The following is a 17,066-nucleotide window of genomic DNA, read 5'->3' on the forward strand; positions in this document are numbered from 1 at the left end:
GACGTGAAGCTCCGCTCATCCGCCCGGCCGCGGCGCGTGGCCGTCACCGCTGTTGCTCGGCTGACACAATAGGTCGAAGGCCCGGCCGAACGCGTTGTGGCCGCCCTGGCACTTGATCCCTTGCAGACCGCCATTGACCGCCGTCATGGCGCCGAGGAACGCCAGCAACAAAACCAGGGCGGCAAGTCCCAGAGCGGTCCTTTGGAGCCAGCGGAATCTTCGCCCGAGGAGATCTTCGGTAATCAAGCTTGCGAGATGAAATGCCGCAGTCACGCCGAGGGCTGCGAAGCCGAAGTTGCGAGCGCCCGGCGCCGAAAACAGCAACGAGCCACCGATGATCAAGGCTTCGAAGACGTACAACAATCCCAGCCAGTGGCGCGAGACGACCTGGCCCAGGCTGCCCGGCGTCGAGACCGTCAGCAAGACCTGGAGCGCGCGGCCGCTGCGGGTGAGCCAGATCATCCTGCTCCACTGCGATTGATTGTGCTTCTCGATATCCTCCAGCACCCGGCCGGTGATCGTCAGCCCGCGCGCAGCGATATCGAGCGTCGCCTTGGTTTCGAGGTCGCGGTTGACCTCGTAATATTTCCGCACGTAGTCGACCATGCTGGCATCGCCGAGCACAGCTTTCAGCGCCTGGGCGATCTGCACGCGGCGCTGACCTGCAGCAGCCAGCGGAAGCTTCGACCAGAATTCGTCGAACGTCGCGCCAAGGGACGCGTCGGGGCGAGCGCGCAGTGCTCTGGCAAAGTCGTTGAGCAGCTTCTCGTATCCGTCAGGCTGCATCTCCTCGCGCACGATCGTGCGTTGCGCCTCCTGGAGGAGAATGTCCTTGATTGTCTTGTCGTCGGGAGCCGGGAACATGGTGTCGAGCAGCCGCTCGCAACCGTCCAACCGGCCCCACATGATGTCGTTGCGGCGCCATCGTTCGTCGAGAAAGGCGCCGAAGTTGTAAAGCGCCGTCCCTGCGAGCTTCCGTCGCGATTGACCGGTCTCGCCCTGGTCGTCCAATTCATCGATCAGGCTACCGGCATCCTCGGGGCTGATGCGGATCACCTCGACCGTCGAAGGCTCCCCGGTACCCGTGTCATAGTAAAGCGGGAAGCTCACCTGGTCGTATTCGTCGAAACGCATGTAGTACCCGGCGAGAAAGCGGCGCAGCACCATGCCTTCAGGCGTGTTCAGGCAGGCTGCGTAGCCGGGCAGGTCGACGGAGAAAACGGCGATGTCGACCTTTGGTGCCCCGCCTTGTTCCGAGACGACCAAGTCCGGCGCTCCCAACAGTGCGTGGACCGTCGGTCCCGTGTCGGATGATCGCCGTATGACGCGCCCGTAGGCCGACTGGATCGCGGCAATGTCCCTCTCCAGTGCCGCCTGGAGGTCCGTGACACTGGCTCCCAGCGCGTACTGATAGAGTATCTGCGCTCTCGCGTAGACATTTTCCTGAAGCGTGCGCGACGGGCTCGGAAGCGGCAGGTCCCACGAAACGCGGACCGTCTGGCCGTCCTCCGTCTTCAACTCTGAAGGCCACTCGTCAGCCTTGTCGCTGAGAAGCAGCAGAAGGACCTGATCGAGGGCCTTGCGATTCCTCGGCGGGACCCTCTCCGGCGGAGCCTTTAGCGACACCGCCTGCCGGATTTCCCGGATCGTACCACCGAGACCCTCCGCAAGGCAGGTCAGCGCACTGACGAGATGCCGCGAGTCCATCGAGTCGATCGGCAGTGAGCCGGCGGCTTCCCAGCGCTTGCGAAGATGCAGCTCGATATCGGAGTAGTCCCGCTCCGCTTCGGGCAGCCCGAGCTTCATCGCCAGAGCCAGAAGCTGATGCACCTTGCGCAAGATAAAGGCGGCGCGCCGCAGATAGTATTTCATATCGTAGTCTTCGAGAAACGCATTTGTGGACTCGGCCTGATCCGCGGCCCTCGGGTCGGCCTTGTTCTCGAAGTAATGCGCGTCGCGCCATACGCGCGCCATTGCTCTCAACGCGTACAAGCGATCGGATTGCTCGTCGATACCCCACCACGCAGCCAGCCGATCTGCGATGCCGTCGGTCACCGTCATGACACGGAGCTGGCGATACGGCAGGAATGCCGCGCCGTAGTAATTGACCATGTCGCGCATGTCGCGCGATCGCCATTTAGGCACCGTGCCGTTCTCGAGCACGATGCGCGCGAAGGGATCATCACTGCGCTCCTCGATCTCCTTTTCGACCTGACGAACGATCCGGTCGACGCGTTCGATACGCCGGTTGCGGGCCAATACCGCTTCGAGGTCTTCCCTGATCGTCTCGTCCGTCGGAATCGAGAGGAGAGCATCAAAGGCGTTTTCGACGGCGTTGGGCTTGGCCTCGAAAACATTGCGCTCCGTTTCGGGATGAAGCGGCGAAGGCTCGACATAGATGAGCTTACGCTCCATCGGCAAGCTGCCGATGCGCAACGACAACGATTCGACGACGTAACTGAAGGGCTTGTTGTCGAGATAACCGCCGTCGCCGAAGGCGCGCGTGCGCCAATAGCCTTTGGTCAGATCATCGGTCGAAAGTCCGGTGAAAAACCGCTTCCATTCGTCGAAGACGACCACCTGAGCTCCCGGACGCAAGCCCCACAAGCGCTCGGCATCAACCAGGGACATCGGCTCAAACGCAAATGGAAACGACGACGTGCAACGCGCGGCGAATGCGAGAAAGGGCACGTTGTCGTCGGAGAGATCGTTGTGGCCATTAGCTGCGTCGTAACGGAAGTGATAGACTTGCTTGTACCGCCTCTCATAGACGACCTTGTCGAACAAGCGCAGCGGCACCACGGCTCCGCGAATATCGGTCGTCGTGATGAAGAGGTCGATCTCATCGGCCAACGACGACCCGTCTTGAGCGGACGGCGCGGCGGTCGTCTTCATCTTGAGGAATGCGTCGCACAGCTTGAGATACATGCGATCGCTGTTGAGCAAGGACTGCGGCGGACCATTGGTCCTGGCGTATTCCAGCTGCTGATAGGACGCGCTGTCGTTGAGCAGCTTGCCGATATCGCCCTCCTCAATCCACAGCTTTTTCAGGGGAGCAAATGGTTGTTCGTTGGCGAGCGCCTTGGCGAGGAACAGGCCGTTGATGCCGCCGGCCGACGTCCCCGCAATCGTGTCGACCACGAACCGCGTACGCCCCACCAGTCTCAGGGTCCCCGGATCCCTGAACGGGTCGATCGCTTTCGGATTGTTCAAATATGCAACATAGCGTTCGCGCAGGCGCTGGTCGCGCATCAACCAGGACGCCTTGCGGTAGACGTCGCGCGTGCGGCCGGTGATCCCATGCCCGCCGACCTTCGGCGTGGCGCAGGCCATTTCGTATAATTCGTTGGTGACGCCGTTGATGTAGATTGCGAGCGAGACACCGCCGTACATGACGACGCCCAGGCGCATCTCGCGCGCATAGAGATTGTCCTGCCGGGTCTCCGGTCCGCCGGTCGCAGCAATATCAGTCATTCCTCGCCCCCCGTCCTCAGAGTGACGCGCGCGCAGGATCCTCCGGGCCACCCGCCGGGAATGGCTCGCGCAACGCGTCTGCACGCCGATGCTCAGGGGGTCTTTCCACCGGCGCTGCTGAAATCGCGCCGGTATCCGTCAAAATCACGCCCCCAAGGGCACGCCCTTGAATTCACGTGTTCAAAAGTCACGCGAAGTGAGCTTGCACATCATGCAGACCCGCACTGCCGCAAGCCCGGCTTGGACAATAATCGCCCTCAACACCGACGCTCTATGTAACGGTGTAGTATGACGCAGCAACAACCATCAATACAAGCCGATCGGCGAGCCGATTTGTGACAATTTCCGGGAGAGGGCCGGTCGCCGCGGGACTCGGCCCGGCGACCGGCGCGGCCGTCCCGCACACAGGAACAGCAAGACGTTGGCCTAGAACGTCACCCGCATGCCGGCATAGAAGGCGCGCGGCCGCGCCGGGCTCAGCGAGCGCGGGTCGGTGAACTCGGCGCCGCCATTGGTGAAGTTCGGCAGGGCCCCCCGGTCGAAGAACTGCCCATAGGTGGCGTAGCGCCTGTCGAAGATGTTGTCGACGCGGCCGTAGAGCTGGACGTTCTTCGTCACCTGATAGGACGTGTGGAGATTGAAGACGGTGTAGGACGGCAGCTTCGAATATTGGTTGGACTCGTCGCCGACGAAATACTGGCTGGAGACGAAGATTGCGTTGGCCCCGACCTTCCAGACGTCGGTCACGGCATAGTCTACGCCGACCTTGACGAGGTGGCGCGGAATCGCCGGGATCTGGTTGCCGGGCGAGACGTGGATGGTCTCGGTCACAGGATCCCTGAACGGGCTCTCCGAACCGAGTTCGAGCGCATCGAGGAAGCGCGCGTCGACGAAGGCATAGCTCGCCTGGAACTGAAGCGTGGGCGACTTGATGTTGACCTCGGCCTCTAGCCCCTGACGCCGCGTTCTGCCGACGTTGGTGAAATAGCCGAAGCCGGTGCGTCCGACCGCAGGAACGGCAAGGATGTCGTCATAGTTGGTGGCGCGGAAAGCGCCGACCTTCCATCCAAGAGAACCGATGTTCAGCTCCTTGGTGCCGCGGAAGCCGGCCTCGACCGTCTTGGACACCACCTGCTTCAGCGGCGGGTCCGACACGAGAAACGCCGCGATCAGGCAGGGCCGAATGGGATCGGCGCAGCCGAGCTCGAGCGGCGTCGGCACGCGGTTGGCCTCGGAATAGCCGGCATAGGCCGTCAACTCCGGCGTGATCTTGTAGGTGCCGCCGATCACCGGGTTGAAGCGATAGAAGGTGTGATCGCCGTTGAGATCGGTACCGAGCTGATCCTCCAGCGTGATGCGCGCCGCGTTGAAGCGGCCGCCGCCCGTGACGGCGAAGGCATCCGTGACGTTGAACGTGTCCATCGCGTACAGGCCGTTATACTGGTTGACGGTCCGCAGCGAGACCGGACCGGCAACGGGGACTGGTGTGCCGGTCGGCCCCAGGAAGATGCCGCTGCCGCTGACGACATAGTTCTCGCCCATCGTCCCGATCTCGGCGGTGGCGTTGTAGCGCGTGACGCTGGCGTCATAGCTCGCCCCCACCACGAAACGGTTATCATGCCCGAGCAGCTGATCGACGTTGGTGGCCTGCCCCGAGACCCCGAAGGTGGTCGAACGGATCGAGCCCCGGTCGATCTCGCCGAGGATTGTTCCCGGAGCAAAGGGATTGGCAAGCTGGACCCCGTTCACGCCGTTCGCCGGCGTCGTGTCGTCGCCGAAGCACAGCAGTCCCGCAATGGCGCATTCCTGCACGTCGGTCGGATTGCCATCGACGACCTTCTGCTCGAACCTGCGCACATGCGCCGTGCCTTCGAGCGTCCAGGTCGGCGTCGCGTCCGCCTTGGCGATCAGATTGACGTAGCCGACGCGATTGCTGGTGGTCTGCGGTGTCGTGTAGGTCGCACCCCAATATTTCTCCAGCAGCTCGGCCGGAACGGTGGCGCTGGCGCCGAAATCGTTCTTGGCGAGCCCCATGTTGACGTGGAATTCGCTGTCGCCGGCCTTGTAGCCGACATCGCCGTAGAAGCGCCGCACGTCCGATTGGGAGAAATTGCGGAAGCCGTTGTCGTGCAGGCCTTCGAGCGCGGCGTAGACGGCGTAGTTCTTCTCGACCTGCTTGCCCCATTGCGCCGAGCCCTGGATGCGGCCGAACGAGCCGCCCATGAGGTCGAGCTCGGCGCCCTGATAGGTGAAGCCGTCCTTCATTTGCAGGTTGATCGCGCCACCCAGCGCATTGAGGCCGAAGGCAGGATTGTTGGTCACCAGCGTCACCGACCTGATCGCGGCGGTGGGGATCAGGTCCCAGTTCACGGCATCCGAGAACGCTTCGTTGATGCGGACACCGTTCTGGTAGACCGCGAGGCCTTGCGGCGTGCCCGTCACGGGCGAAGCGACAAAGCCGCGGAACTCAACATCAGGCGTGAACGGATTGCCGGTCACTTCGCTGATGTTGACGCCGGCGATGTTGTCCCTCAGCGCGTCGGTGATGTTCAGCGAGCCGGTACGCTTGATCTGGTTGGCATCGACGGCGTTGATCGCCGAAGGAACCTTGTCGACTTCAAGACCTCTGCCGGTGCCCGGCGAGGTCGGGTAGACGTAAAGCCTGTTGCTGGGCTTCGCGGAGCTTGCGGATCGCGCCGGCGTCCGCGGCGCGCTCCGCCGCGGAGCGGGCTGCGGCGCCACCACCTCGATCGCAGGCAGGTTCTGAACGTTGGTCTCGTCGTCCTGCGCGGCCCCCGCGTCCGTCCCGAGGACCACGCCAGACATCAGCCCCGTCGATATCGAGGCGATCAACAATCTTCGCACGCCCATCCCCTGCCGTCCCATCCGCAAATACGTTCGGTCTTTTTTTGCGGCTGTTTTGAACTTCGCCGCTTGGTTGGGACGAGTGTAGTCGGCCGCCGCGAACGCACCAGCCACAAAAGATCGGGCGATATCCGCACCCGTTTTCCCGACCAAATCGGGAATTCTTCCCGATTTGTTTTCCGTGCGATCAGGCCGGCGCCGTCGGAACCAGCGCCTCCACGGTCACGCCGCCCTCGCCGGAGGCGACGTTGAGCGTGCCGCCCAGTGCGAGAATCCGCTCGCGCATGCCGACGAGGCCGAAGCCGAGCTTCTGGCCCGGCTCCATGCCGCGGCCATTGTCGCTGACCCGCACCCGGGCGCAGATGCGGCCGTCGCGCCCCGGCTGCCCGGCCGGCTCGATCACGACGTTGACCGAGGTCGCGCCGGCATGGCGGAACACGTTGGTGAGCGCCTCCTGCACGGTGCGGTAGATGGTGAGGTCCGCGGTCTCGCCGGTGACCCCGAGCGCCGGCGAGATCGTGGTCTCGATCGCGACGTCGGGATGCGCCTCGCGCCACAGCCGCGACAGCGATTCGAGCGCCTGGCGCAGGCCGAGTTCGGCGAGGCCGACGGGCCGCAGCCGCTCCAGCACGCGGCGATTGAACTGCTGGAGCGCGTTGATCTGTTCCAGCATGGCGCTGCCGTGCTTTCGCACGGCGTCCGCACTCGGAACGCGCCCGTCCGCCTGCTTCGCCAGCGCGCTGGCATGCGCGCGCAGCGAGAACAGATACGGCCCGAACTCGTCATGCAGCTCGCGCGCGATCTCCTTGCGCTCGACGTCCTGGAGCGACACCGTGCGCTCGGCAAGGCGCCGCTTGTCCTCGACCGCCTCCCCCAGCGTGGCCGCCAGATGATTGAGCTTGGTGCAGATCGCGGCAAGCTCGGGCGCGCCGCCCGGCCTCACCCGCGCCTCATAGCGCCCGTTTTCGAGCTCGGCCATCGCCTCCGCCAGAGACTGGAGCGGCCGGAGCGCGCGGCCGACCACAGTCATCATCACCAGGAACAGCGCGAGCGCGATCACCGAGCCGACCTCGAGCTGGGTCACGATGCCGTCCCAGATCTCGGCGATCTCGTCATTGGGATGCGAGGTGATCACCAGCGAGCCGGGCTTGCCATGGACCGAGACGGGCACGCTGACCGCGGTCTGCTCGGGATGGACCAGGCTGACGAACCAGGCCGGCGGTCCGCGCGCCTCGTCATCGGCATCGAGCCGCGGCGGCGTGAGCGGCGTCCCGCCGCCGTCCCTGAGCGCGATGCTGACATGGCGCAGACGGCTGAGATCGCGCGCGATCTGGTTCAACCGGGCGTCCGGATCGGGCGCCTCGTTGAGGTCCGCAACGATCATCTCGATGAACTCGCGCGCCAGCCGGATCACGCTCTGGTCCTCGGCCTGCACGCGCGGCCCGGCTTCCGCGACCTGGCGGCCGATGTTGACGGCGAGCCCCAGCGCCAGCAGCAGCGCCAGCAGCAGGTTGATGCGCCCGCGCAAGGATAGATTTTGCCACATTGGTGTTGCCCGTGCCCCGCGAAGGATTGCTCGTGCCTGTGCGATGGCGTTGACAGACCCGAAGCGCCCGATATCTAATCGAAAGCGTACAGCAATCCCGGCCGGGTTGCATGAGGCGACATGAGGCGCGCTCGCACGCGTCTCGATGGTTGGGCATCATGCGGCGCGAAACAGGCCGGGGGCTGTCGCGGGGAACGCCTATGCGCATTCTGATCGTCGATGATCATCCCATCGTCGCCTCCGGCTGCCGTGCCGTGCTGGCCGACGAAGGCGAGATCGAGATCCTGGAGGCCGCCGACGCCGAAGACGGCGAGTGCGTGTTCATCGTCGAACGCCCCGACCTCTGCGTGATCGACATCAACCTGCCCACCGTCTCCGGCTTCGAGCTGGCGCGCCGCATCCTCGACCGCGCGCCCGAGGCCCGCATCATCATGTTCAGCATGAACGACGACCCCGCCTTCGCCGCGCGCGCGATCGAGTGCGGCGCCAAGGGCTATGTCTCCAAGACCGGCGATCCCGACGATCTCGTCGAGGCGATCCGCACCGTCGGCGACGGCGGCACCTATCTGCCGAGCGCGATCGCGCGCAGCATCGCCTTTGCCGGGCCTGCGCTGGCGCAAAATCCGCTGTCGAAGCTGAACGCGCGCGAGATGGAGATCCTGCGGCTGCTCAGCGCCGGAAAGAGCCTGTCCGAGATCGCCTGGCTGGTGCAATCGTCCTACAAGACGGTTGCCAACACCTCCTCGATCATGCGTCAGAAGCTCGGGGTGAAGACCTCGGTCGAGCTGGTGCGGCTGGCGATCGACAGCGGCGTCGCCTGACGCGCGGGGCAGCCGCCACACATTCGGTCACACAAGCGTTGCAATGTTGATGTGGTTAAGTGCCACTGGAGCTTAGGGCATGACGATTCAGACTGTCTCGACCAACAAATCCTACGGCGGCGTGCAGGGCGTCTACCGCCACGCGAGCCAGGCGACCGGAACCGACATGGTGTTCTCGGTCTATGTTCCGCCGCATCCGGTTGGCGCGAAGCTGCCCGTGGTCTGGTATCTCTCCGGGCTCACCTGCACGCATGCCAACGTCACCGAGAAAGGCGAATTCCGCCGCGCCTGCGCCGAGCTCGGGCTGATCTTCGTCGCGCCCGACACCTCACCGCGCGGGCCCGACGTGCCGGGCGATCCCAACAATGCCTATGATTTCGGCCTGGGCGCCGGCTTCTATGTCGACGCGACGCAGGAGCCGTTCGCACGCAACTATCGCATGTGGAGCTACGTCACCGACGAACTGCCGAAGCTGGTGGCGGAGAATTTTCCGGTCGACGCGAAGCGCCAATCGGTGATGGGCCATTCCATGGGCGGCCACGGCGCGCTGACGGTGGCGCTGCGCAATCCGCACCGCTATCGCGCGGCCAGTGCGTTTGCGCCGATCGTGGCGCCGTCGCTGGTGCCCTGGGGCAACAAGGCGCTGACCGGCTATCTCGGGCCGGACAAGGAGGCCTGGCGCAGCCACGACACCGTGGCGCTGATCGAGGATGGCGCGAAGTTTTCCGGCTTTCTCGTCGATGTCGGCGAGGCCGATAATTTCCTGAAGGAGCAGCTTCGGCCCGAGCTGCTGCAGGCGGCCTGCACCAAGGCCAACATCCCGCTGACGCTGCGGCGGCAGGCGGGCTACGACCACAGCTATTATTTCATCTCGACGTTCATGGGCGATCATCTGCACTGGCACGCGGAGCGGTTGAAGGGGTGAGGTTCGGTCTCTCCTCTCCCTCTCCCCGTTCTTACGGGGAGAGGGTTGGGGTKAGGGGCTGCGTCCGCGCAAACAGCCGCAGTTGGACTCGCGGAGACTCCCCCTCACCCGGAATTTGCTGTCGCAAATTCCGGCCTCTCCCCGCAGGCGGGGAGAGGCGAAGAACCTACTCCGGCTTGCCGTAGTTCGGCGCCAGCAGGCGGTTGCGGATCAGATAGCTCATGGTGCGCGTCCAGGACTCATCGGTGTTGCCGCGCATGTCGGCGCTGGCGACCGTGATCATGTTGCCGGTCTTCACGTCGCGCAGATAGATGTTGAGGTTGATGATCAGGTTCGAGACCTTCTGCACCATGCCGGTGATCTCCAGGTCAGCACCGAGCTGCCCGGCGAGCTTGAGGTCGCAGCCGCCGCAGGCCTGCAAATTGCTGTGACGGGCGGCATCCCTGACCGGCGCGATATCGAGCAGCTGGAACCTGCCTGAACCTGCCAGTTCCTTGCGCAACTGCTCGCTGATGCGATCGAGGCGCTCGAGCTCCGGCTTCGAGCCGTAGAATTCGCCGGGCAGGCTGGTGTCGATCAGCTCGAAATCGAACACGGCGAGCTTGGGCGGATCGGCGAACGCGACTGACGCCGTCAACAGCAAAGCGATAATCGATAGCAAGGCTCGCATGATCGTGATTCCAGCGCCGGGCGGCGCGCGGACGAAATGCGGGGTTGCAAGCCGGGCCAAATCGGTCATGCTTCAAGAGAGACAATTCTCCACCGGCGGTCAAGCCGGGGAGATCTACGGAGGAAGCATGATCCGATGGTTGGTCGGCCTGGTCGGCTGGAGTCTCGCCGCGACGCAAGTCCTGGCGGCGGACCCTGCCCTGATCGGCGTCGGCTATCTCGGCGTCGCCGGCACCAGATCGACGCTGTCGCTGGTCGAGCAGCCCGCGGAGAATGACGGCGTCGCCGGCGCGCGCCTCGCGATCGAGGACAACAACACCACGGGAAAATTCCTCAACCAGCGTTTTGCGCTGGAGGAGCGCCGCATCAGGGAAGGCGAGGACGTGGTCCAGGCCGCGACCGACCTCGCCGCGCGCAACGGCTTCATCGTCGCGGACCTTCCGGCCGATGCGCTGCTGAAGGTCGCCGACGCCCTGCGCGAGCGCGGCACGCTGCTGTTCAACGCGGGGGCGATCGACGAGCGGCTGCGCGAGGCCGATTGCCGCGCCAACGTCATCCACACCGCGCCGACGCGGTCGATGCTGGCGGATGCGCTCGGCCAATATCTGGTGTGGAAGCAGTGGAAGCGCTGGCTGCTGGTGGCCGGCTCGCATGACGAGGACAAGCTCTATGCCGATGCGCTGCGGCGCGCCGCGACGCGGTTCGGCGCCAAGATCGTGCAGGAACGCACGTTCGAGGACAAAGGCGGCGCGCGGCGCACCGATAGCGGTGTGACGCTGATCCAGCGCCAGATACCCGTCTTCACCCAGCAGGCGCCGGCCTATGACGTGCTGGTCGCCGCCGACGAGAGCGAGGTGTTCGCGGCCTATCTGCCCTATCGCACCTGGGATCCGCGCCCCGTCGCGGGTTCGGCCGGGCTCGTGCCGCGCAGCTGGGACGCGGCGCAGGACCAGTGGGGCGCGATCCAGATGCAGAACCGCTTCATCAAGCTGAACTCGCGGCGCATGACCGCGCTGGACATGCAGGCCTGGACCGCGGTGCGCATGATTGGCGAGGCCACCTCGCGCACCAATTCGGGCGACGTCAAGAAGGTCACCGATTTCATCAAGGGGCCGGACTTTTCCGTCGCCGCCTTCAAGGGCACGAAGCTGACCTTGCGCGACTGGAATCTGCAATTGCGCCAGCCGATCCTGCTGGTCGACGGCCGCATGGTGGTGTCGGTGTCGCCGCAAGAGGGATTCCTGCACCAGGTCTCGGAGCTCGACACGCTCGGCTATGACCGCCCGGAGAGCAAATGCAAGTTGAAGTGAGGACGCGGATGTTGCGGATGTGGCGTGTCGGGTTGCTGTCCGGACTGGCGCTGGCGGCGGCGCCCGCGCATGCCTTCATCGCCTATGTCTCGAACGAGAAGAGCAATACGGTCTCGGTGATCGACACCGAGAGCTGGACGGTGACAAAAACCATCAAGGTCGGTCAGCGCCCGCGCGGCATCGACTTCACCCGCGACGGCAAGTTCGTGATGGTCGCGGTCGGCGACGACGACACCATCCAGGTGATCGACGCCAAGACGCAGAGCGTCGTGGACAGCCTGCCCTCCGGGCCCGATCCTGAATTGTTCGCCCAGGACGCCGCCGGCAAGATCCTCTACGTCGCCAACGAGAACGACAACACCGTGACCGTGATCGACCTCGAGAAGCGCGCCCGGCTTGGCGACATCCAGGTCGGGGTCGAGCCCGAGGGCATGACCATCAGCCCCGACGGCAAGACCCTGATCAACACGTCCGAGACGACCAACATGGCGCATTTCATCGACACCTCGTCGCGCCAGATCGTCGCCAACGTGCTGGTCGACGCCCGGCCGCGCTTTGCCGAGTTCAAGCACGACGCTTCCGAATTGTGGGTGTCCTCGGAGATCGGCGGCACCGTCTCGATCATCGATCCCAAAAAGCACGAGGTGATCGGCAAGGTCAATTTCGAGATTCCGGGCCTCCGGAAAGAGGCAATCCAGCCGGTCGGCATCGGCATGACCAGGGACGACAAGACCGCCTTCGTCGCGCTCGGCCCCGCCAACCGTATCGCCGTGGTCGACGTCGCCTCGCGCAAGGTGACGAAATACCTGCTGGTCGGGCAGCGGGTCTGGCACATGGCGTTCACGCCGGACGAAAAATACCTGCTCACCACCAACGGCGTGTCGAACGATGTTTCCGTGATCGACGTCGCCGCGCAAAAGGTGATCAAGACCATTCAGGTGGGCGAATTGCCCTGGGGCATCACGATCGCGCCATGACCAGTCCCGCTCCCATCGCCGAGCCACGCGAGAGCGCGCCGAAGCCTGAAACGGCGGCGGTGCCGGCGCTGTCGATCGACCGCGTCAGCCATGCCTATGGCCCGCGCCGGGCGCTGATGGACGTCTCCTTCAACGTGCAGCCCGCGAGCTTCACCGCGCTGCTCGGCCTCAACGGTGCCGGCAAGAGCACGCTGTTCTCGCTGATCACGCGGCTGTTCGGCATCCAGTCCGGCCGCGTCGGCATTTTCGGTCACGATGTCAGCAAGAGCCCCGGCGAGGCGCTGCGGCTGCTCGGCGTGGCGTTCCAGCCGCGCACGCTCGACCTCGATCTGTCGCTGACGCAGAACCTGCTCTATCACGCCGCGCTTCACGGCATCAGCCGCCGCGAGGCTGCCGCGCGCAGCGCCGAATTGCTCGGCCGCATCGGCCTCTCCGAGCGCGCCGGCAGCAAGGTGCGCGATCTCTCCGGCGGCCAGATGCGGCGGCTCGAGATCGCACGCGCGCTGCTGCACCGGCCGCGCCTGTTGCTGCTGGACGAGCCGACCGTCGGCCTCGACGTCAAGGCACGTGCCGACATCATCAGCCACGTCCGCCAGCTCGTCACCGAGCAAGGCATCGGCGTGCTCTGGGCCACGCATCTGTTCGACGAGATCACGGCGAGTGACGATCTCGTGGTGCTGCACCAGGGCAAGGTGCTGGCGCAGGGGCCGGTCGGCAGCGTGATTGCCGAGGCCGGCGCACAGGACGTCAACACCGCCTTCATGCGCCTGACCGGCGCGCAAGTGATGCCGGGAGGCGGCGCATGAGCAGCATCACCGCCCACGACACGCCACGCGGTTTCTCGTTTGCCGAGTACATGACCTGCCTCACCGGCATCGTCTGGCGCGAGGGGCTCCGCTTCCTGCACCAGCGCGAGCGCTTCGTCTCCGCGCTGGTGCGCCCCCTGGTGTGGCTGTTCATCTTCGCCGCCGGCTTCCGCCAGGTGCTCGGCATCTCCATCATCCCGCCCTACGAGACCTACATCCTCTATGAGGTCTTCATCGCGCCGGGGCTGATGGCGATGATCCAGCTCTTCAACGGCATGCAGTCCTCGCTGTCGATGGTTTACGACCGCGAAATGGGCAACATGCGCACGCTGCTGGTGAGCCCGCTGCCGCGCGGTTTCCTGCTGTTCTGCAAGCTGCTCGCAGGCACCGCGGTGTCGCTGCTCCAGGTCTACGCCTTCCTCCTGATCGCCTGGTTCTGGGACATCACCCCTCCTCCGATCGGTTATCTCACCGTGCTGCCTGCGCTGATCCTGTCCGGATTGATGCTGGGCTCGCTCGGCATGCTGATCTCCTCGGGCATCAAGCAGCTCGAGAATTTTGCCGGGGTGATGAACTTCGTGATCTTTCCGATGTTCTTCGCCTCCTCCGCGCTCTACCCGCTCTGGCGGGTGCAGGAGGGCAGCCCCTATCTCTACTATGTCTGCCAAGCCAATCCGTTCACCCACGCGGTCGAGCTGATCCGCTTCGCGCTCTACGGACAGATCAACTGGATCTCGCTGGCGGTGGTCGCGACCTGCACAATCGTCTTCATGATCGGGGCGATCTATGCCTATGATCCCTCGCGCGGGCTGGCGCGGCGAGGCCCTGCGGGAGGCGAAGGATGAGATCAGGGATCGTGACCATGGCTGCTATGGCGCTCGCAGTCGCGGGCACGGCCGTCCGCGCCGCCGATCCGCGCTTTCCCGACTGGCCTTGCACGCAAGCAAAAGTTCCGGACATCTCGCTTGCCGCTGTCTGGGCCGGGCCGCCGCTCGACGATGTGCAGAACAAATGGAAGGACGATGCGAAGGTCAGCGCGCTGGTCTCAAAACTGGCGGCGCGGAAGACTCCGCTGGACGAGGCCGAGAAGTCGGTGAAGGAATTTCTGGCTGGCTCGGCCAGCGACAAGACCGCGAATGCAAAACTGCTGTTCGCCGGCCTGTTCGACACCCTCAACGCCCAGCGCTCGCAGGTCATGAGCGGGCTCGAACGGGTCAGCCGCAAGCAGCGCGACGCCGCCGACAAGATCCGCGACGAGACCGTTCAGCTCCAAGCACTCCAGGGCGCGACACCGCGCGACGAGGCCAGGGTCGAGGCGCTCAGCAACGATCTGGTCTGGAAGACCCGCATTTTCGAGGACCGCCACAAGGTGGTGCGATTCGTCTGCGAGGTTCCGACCGCGATCGACCAGCGCCTGTTTGCGCTCGGCCGCGTGATCCAGCAGGAAATGGAATAGCGTCAGCCTCGCTGACGGCTTGCCGAAGAGTTCCCGGCATCTCCCGGCAATCGTTAACCTTTGCTGCGCTATTTGCCGGAACCAAATCGATCTAGGATGGCTTGTCGATGTGAATCTCGAACGCCGGGAGGCCTCGATGGGAACAACCAAATTCATGCTCGCAGGCGCTGCGGCCATCACCATGCTCGCATCCAGCGCTTTTGCTGACGACATGACCGGAATGGTCACCAGGATCGACCGGCTCAACGGCACGATCTCAATCCAGCAGGCGCAGAAGGGAACGGTCGGCGGCAGCGCCGGCGGCGCCGGCGCGCTCCAGGAATACAGGACCAAGGACGCCGCGATGCTCGATGCCGTCCACGCCGGTGACAGGGTGACGTATTCGGCGACAGACACCAACGGCACGGGGACGCTGACGAAGTTGCAGAAGCAATAAAGCCGCGTCTTCACCTCTCCCCGCCTGCGGGGAGAGGCGTAGGCCGCCTTCGGCGGCCGCTTCTAAGAACGCCGAAGCAAAGCTTCGGCTATGTCGCTCTTGCGATCCGGGTGAGGGGGTACAGGTCTCACTACTTGATCAAGCGCCGAGAGAGGCCCCTCACCCCAACCCTCTCCCCGTAAGAACGGGGCGAGGGAGCGCACCTGCGTCCAGCGATACAGGTTGCTACTGCTCCGGCCGCGGCTCCGGCTGCGCTTCTTCAGTCGGCAATGCCGCGCGCTCCCAGCCGTCGGTGCCGTCGGGATACYAGGCGATGTTGGAGTAACCGTCAGCCAGCGCGCGCTTGGCGGCGTTCCAGGACATCCAGCAATCGGCCAGGCAATAGATCACGAGCAGTGCGGCCTTGTCGCCGCGCGACGCCCGCGCCAGGCCGCGGTGAAAATAATCGTCCATGGCGGGCGGGAGTGCGCCGTAACCGGTATCCGGCAGCCAGATGCTGCCGGGAATATTTTTGCGCGGCGCCTCGCGCCAGACGGTGCCTTCAGGTAGATTTTTGGGCTTCGGCGGGCGTGGCATCACGTCGATGAAGGCAGCGCCCTTTGCCCGCCAGATCGCTTCGGCTTCCACGGTCGTGAGCACGCGTGCGCGCGCCAGCGTTGCCGGCACCGGCGCGCGGTAATTGTCGGTGCGATACCCTTCGGGCTCGAACGGCTCCTGCTGCTGCGCCAATGCCGGCACCGCCAGAACGGCGGCGACCAGCGCCGCGGCAACGCGCCGCCTCATGGCGTCTTCTTGGCCGTCTCCGCGCCGAGCGGCCGGTCGCTCTCGTCCAGCAGCGGCACGCCGAAGTCGAGCAGGATCTTGTTGATCTCGCCCTGGTTCTCCTGGATCAGCTTGTTGAGCTGCCGCTTCCAGTTCTGGTCGGCGGGACGCACGCCCATGCCGATGCGATAGACGAGCTTCGGCCCGGTGGTTTCCTTCACCAGCGGGGTGACATGAAGCGAGCCGGCCTTCTTCGCATAGAACCCGGCCATCGGTCCCCACAGCACGCCGGCGTCGATCTTGCCGGCGGCGAGATCGTCGATCATCGCCTGCGCCGAATTGTCGAAGCGCGTATCGATCATCAAGGGATAGGGCTTTGCGTCGCCCATCAGGCCGGCAATCGCCATATTGGTCGCCGGCGGCGTGCCGGCGACGATGCCGACATGCTTGCCCTTGAGCCTGGTGTCCTCGAGCGTGTCGACATCCTCGAGCCCGCTGCCCGCTTTGGCGACCAGCGCATAAGTCGTCCGGTAGTAGGGATTGGTGCCTTGCACCAGATCGTCACCTTGCGGAAACCCCATGATCACGTCGCAACGATGTGCACCCAGCGTCATCCGGACGAAGCCGGTGGCTTGCGGGAAAAAGACGTAGTCGAGCTTCTTCTGGAGTTTGTCCGCAAGCAGCTCGGCGAGCTTGTTCTCGAACCCTTCGCCCTTTTCGTTCGAGAACGGCAGGTTGCGCGGATCGGCGCAGACGCGCAGCACCTTGGGATCGACCAGCTCGAACGAGAGGTCGCCGCTCTCGTTCGTCTGCGCCATAGCGACGTCGCCCAGCGCGCAGGATGCAGCCAGGCCCCACAGCAAAAACAACCAGCGACGATGTCGTCCGGCCTCCCTCATCCCGCTTCCTCCTCGTTTTGTTCGAATGCTATCCATGCAACGCACGGACGCATCTGTTTCGCCAACTTTGTGTCGGCTTGACTTTGTTGCAGTGCAATGTGGCAAATCCTTTGAACTGAG

Annotated in this window: 14 protein-coding genes; 8 read left to right on the top strand and 6 right to left on the bottom strand. The window is 64.6% G+C overall.

Annotation, left to right across the window (positions count from 1 at the left end; genetic code table 11):
- Positions 1 to 15: 15 nt before the first annotated feature.
- From ACXJMY_RS19750 to ACXJMY_RS19760, 3 genes are all read right to left on the bottom strand, one after another.
- Entirely contained in the window at positions 16 to 3,474 is a 3,459-nt protein-coding gene (locus ACXJMY_RS19750; RefSeq protein WP_456621013.1) for a patatin-like protein, read from the bottom strand.
- 426 nt (positions 3,475 to 3,900) lie between these two features.
- Entirely contained in the window at positions 3,901 to 6,345 is a 2,445-nt protein-coding gene (locus tag ACXJMY_RS19755) for a TonB-dependent receptor (protein ID WP_456621014.1), read from the bottom strand.
- Between the two features lie 181 nt (positions 6,346 to 6,526).
- On the bottom strand, positions 6,527 to 7,885 hold the full coding sequence (locus ACXJMY_RS19760; RefSeq protein ID WP_456621015.1) for a histidine kinase: 1,359 nt from the start codon (positions 7,883 to 7,885) through the stop codon (positions 6,527 to 6,529).
- A gap of 200 nt (positions 7,886 to 8,085) precedes the next feature.
- Here ACXJMY_RS19760 and ACXJMY_RS19765 point away from each other — a divergent pair, with 200 nt between their 5' ends.
- Positions 8,086 to 8,706: a response regulator gene (locus tag ACXJMY_RS19765; protein ID WP_456621016.1), complete on the top strand. Its 621-nt coding sequence runs from the start codon at positions 8,086 to 8,088 to the stop codon at positions 8,704 to 8,706.
- Between the two features lie 79 nt (positions 8,707 to 8,785).
- A complete protein-coding gene (gene fghA, locus ACXJMY_RS19770; RefSeq protein ID WP_456621017.1) occupies positions 8,786 to 9,631 on the top strand; it encodes an S-formylglutathione hydrolase in 846 nt (281 codons plus the stop codon).
- 166 nt (positions 9,632 to 9,797) lie between these two features.
- Here fghA and ACXJMY_RS19775 read toward each other — a convergent pair whose 3' ends face one another.
- On the bottom strand, positions 9,798 to 10,370 hold the full coding sequence (locus tag ACXJMY_RS19775; protein ID WP_456621018.1) for a DUF3280 domain-containing protein: 573 nt from the start codon (positions 10,368 to 10,370) through the stop codon (positions 9,798 to 9,800).
- A 58-nt stretch (positions 10,371 to 10,428) separates the two neighbouring features.
- On the opposite strand from ACXJMY_RS19775, the gene ACXJMY_RS19780 reads away from it, so the two are divergent.
- The 6 genes from ACXJMY_RS19780 (at position 10,429) to ACXJMY_RS19805 (ending at position 15,285) form a co-directional block, all read left to right on the top strand.
- Positions 10,429 to 11,610, top strand: a complete 1,182-nt coding sequence (locus tag ACXJMY_RS19780) for an ABC transporter substrate-binding protein (RefSeq protein ID WP_456621019.1) — start codon at positions 10,429 to 10,431, stop codon at positions 11,608 to 11,610.
- 8 nt (positions 11,611 to 11,618) lie between these two features.
- Complete coding sequence (locus ACXJMY_RS19785) at positions 11,619 to 12,587, top strand: YVTN family beta-propeller repeat protein (protein WP_456621108.1); 969 nt, start codon at positions 11,619 to 11,621, stop codon at positions 12,585 to 12,587.
- Positions 12,584 to 13,393 (top strand): ABC transporter ATP-binding protein, encoded by an 810-nt coding sequence (locus tag ACXJMY_RS19790; RefSeq protein ID WP_456621020.1) that lies wholly within the window; start codon positions 12,584 to 12,586, stop codon positions 13,391 to 13,393. The genes ACXJMY_RS19785 and ACXJMY_RS19790 overlap by 4 nt, the downstream gene beginning before the upstream one ends.
- On the top strand, positions 13,390 to 14,238 hold the full coding sequence (locus ACXJMY_RS19795; protein WP_456621021.1) for an ABC transporter permease: 849 nt from the start codon (positions 13,390 to 13,392) through the stop codon (positions 14,236 to 14,238). Before ACXJMY_RS19790 ends, ACXJMY_RS19795 begins: the two co-directional genes overlap by 4 nt.
- Positions 14,235 to 14,849, top strand: coding sequence for a hypothetical protein (locus ACXJMY_RS19800; RefSeq protein WP_456621022.1), 615 nt, complete (start codon positions 14,235 to 14,237; stop codon positions 14,847 to 14,849). Before ACXJMY_RS19795 ends, ACXJMY_RS19800 begins: the two co-directional genes overlap by 4 nt.
- 136 nt (positions 14,850 to 14,985) lie before the next feature.
- Complete coding sequence (locus tag ACXJMY_RS19805; protein ID WP_456621023.1) at positions 14,986 to 15,285, top strand: copper-binding protein; 300 nt, start codon at positions 14,986 to 14,988, stop codon at positions 15,283 to 15,285.
- Between the two features lie 225 nt (positions 15,286 to 15,510).
- On the opposite strand, the gene ACXJMY_RS19810 is transcribed toward ACXJMY_RS19805, so the two are convergent.
- Both ACXJMY_RS19810 and ACXJMY_RS19815 read right to left on the bottom strand, forming a co-directional pair.
- Positions 15,511 to 16,068, bottom strand: coding sequence for a PQQ-dependent catabolism-associated CXXCW motif protein (locus tag ACXJMY_RS19810; RefSeq protein ID WP_456621024.1), 558 nt, complete (start codon positions 16,066 to 16,068; stop codon positions 15,511 to 15,513).
- Positions 16,065 to 16,946, bottom strand: coding sequence for a substrate-binding domain-containing protein (locus ACXJMY_RS19815; RefSeq protein ID WP_456621025.1), 882 nt, complete (start codon positions 16,944 to 16,946; stop codon positions 16,065 to 16,067). The genes ACXJMY_RS19810 and ACXJMY_RS19815 overlap by 4 nt, the downstream gene beginning before the upstream one ends.
- Positions 16,947 to 17,066 lie beyond the last annotated feature (120 nt).

This window comes from Bradyrhizobium sp. P5_C12 (assembly GCF_054049735.1).

Excerpts from the sequence above, each read along its gene's own strand:
- ACXJMY_RS19765 (WP_456621016.1), top strand. The coding sequence starts at position 8,086 with ATGCGCATTCTGATCGTCGATGATCATCCCATCGTCGCCTCCGGCTGC.
- ACXJMY_RS19800 (WP_456621022.1), top strand. The coding sequence starts at position 14,235 with ATGAGATCAGGGATCGTGACCATGGCTGCTATGGCGCTCGCAGTCGCG.
- ACXJMY_RS19775 (WP_456621018.1), bottom strand. The coding sequence starts at position 10,370 with ATGACCGATTTGGCCCGGCTTGCAACCCCGCATTTCGTCCGCGCGCCG.
- ACXJMY_RS19805 (WP_456621023.1), top strand. The coding sequence starts at position 14,986 with ATGGGAACAACCAAATTCATGCTCGCAGGCGCTGCGGCCATCACCATG.
- ACXJMY_RS19815 (WP_456621025.1), bottom strand. The coding sequence starts at position 16,946 with ATGAGGGAGGCCGGACGACATCGTCGCTGGTTGTTTTTGCTGTGGGGC.
- ACXJMY_RS19755 (WP_456621014.1), bottom strand. The coding sequence starts at position 6,345 with ATGGGCGTGCGAAGATTGTTGATCGCCTCGATATCGACGGGGCTGATG.
- ACXJMY_RS19795 (WP_456621021.1), top strand. The coding sequence starts at position 13,390 with ATGAGCAGCATCACCGCCCACGACACGCCACGCGGTTTCTCGTTTGCC.
- fghA (WP_456621017.1), top strand. The coding sequence starts at position 8,786 with ATGACGATTCAGACTGTCTCGACCAACAAATCCTACGGCGGCGTGCAG.
- ACXJMY_RS19785 (WP_456621108.1), top strand. The coding sequence starts at position 11,619 with ATGTTGCGGATGTGGCGTGTCGGGTTGCTGTCCGGACTGGCGCTGGCG.
- ACXJMY_RS19760 (WP_456621015.1), bottom strand. The coding sequence starts at position 7,885 with ATGTGGCAAAATCTATCCTTGCGCGGGCGCATCAACCTGCTGCTGGCG.
- ACXJMY_RS19780 (WP_456621019.1), top strand. The coding sequence starts at position 10,429 with ATGATCCGATGGTTGGTCGGCCTGGTCGGCTGGAGTCTCGCCGCGACG.
- ACXJMY_RS19790 (WP_456621020.1), top strand. The coding sequence starts at position 12,584 with ATGACCAGTCCCGCTCCCATCGCCGAGCCACGCGAGAGCGCGCCGAAG.
- ACXJMY_RS19750 (WP_456621013.1), bottom strand. The coding sequence starts at position 3,474 with ATGACTGATATTGCTGCGACCGGCGGACCGGAGACCCGGCAGGACAAT.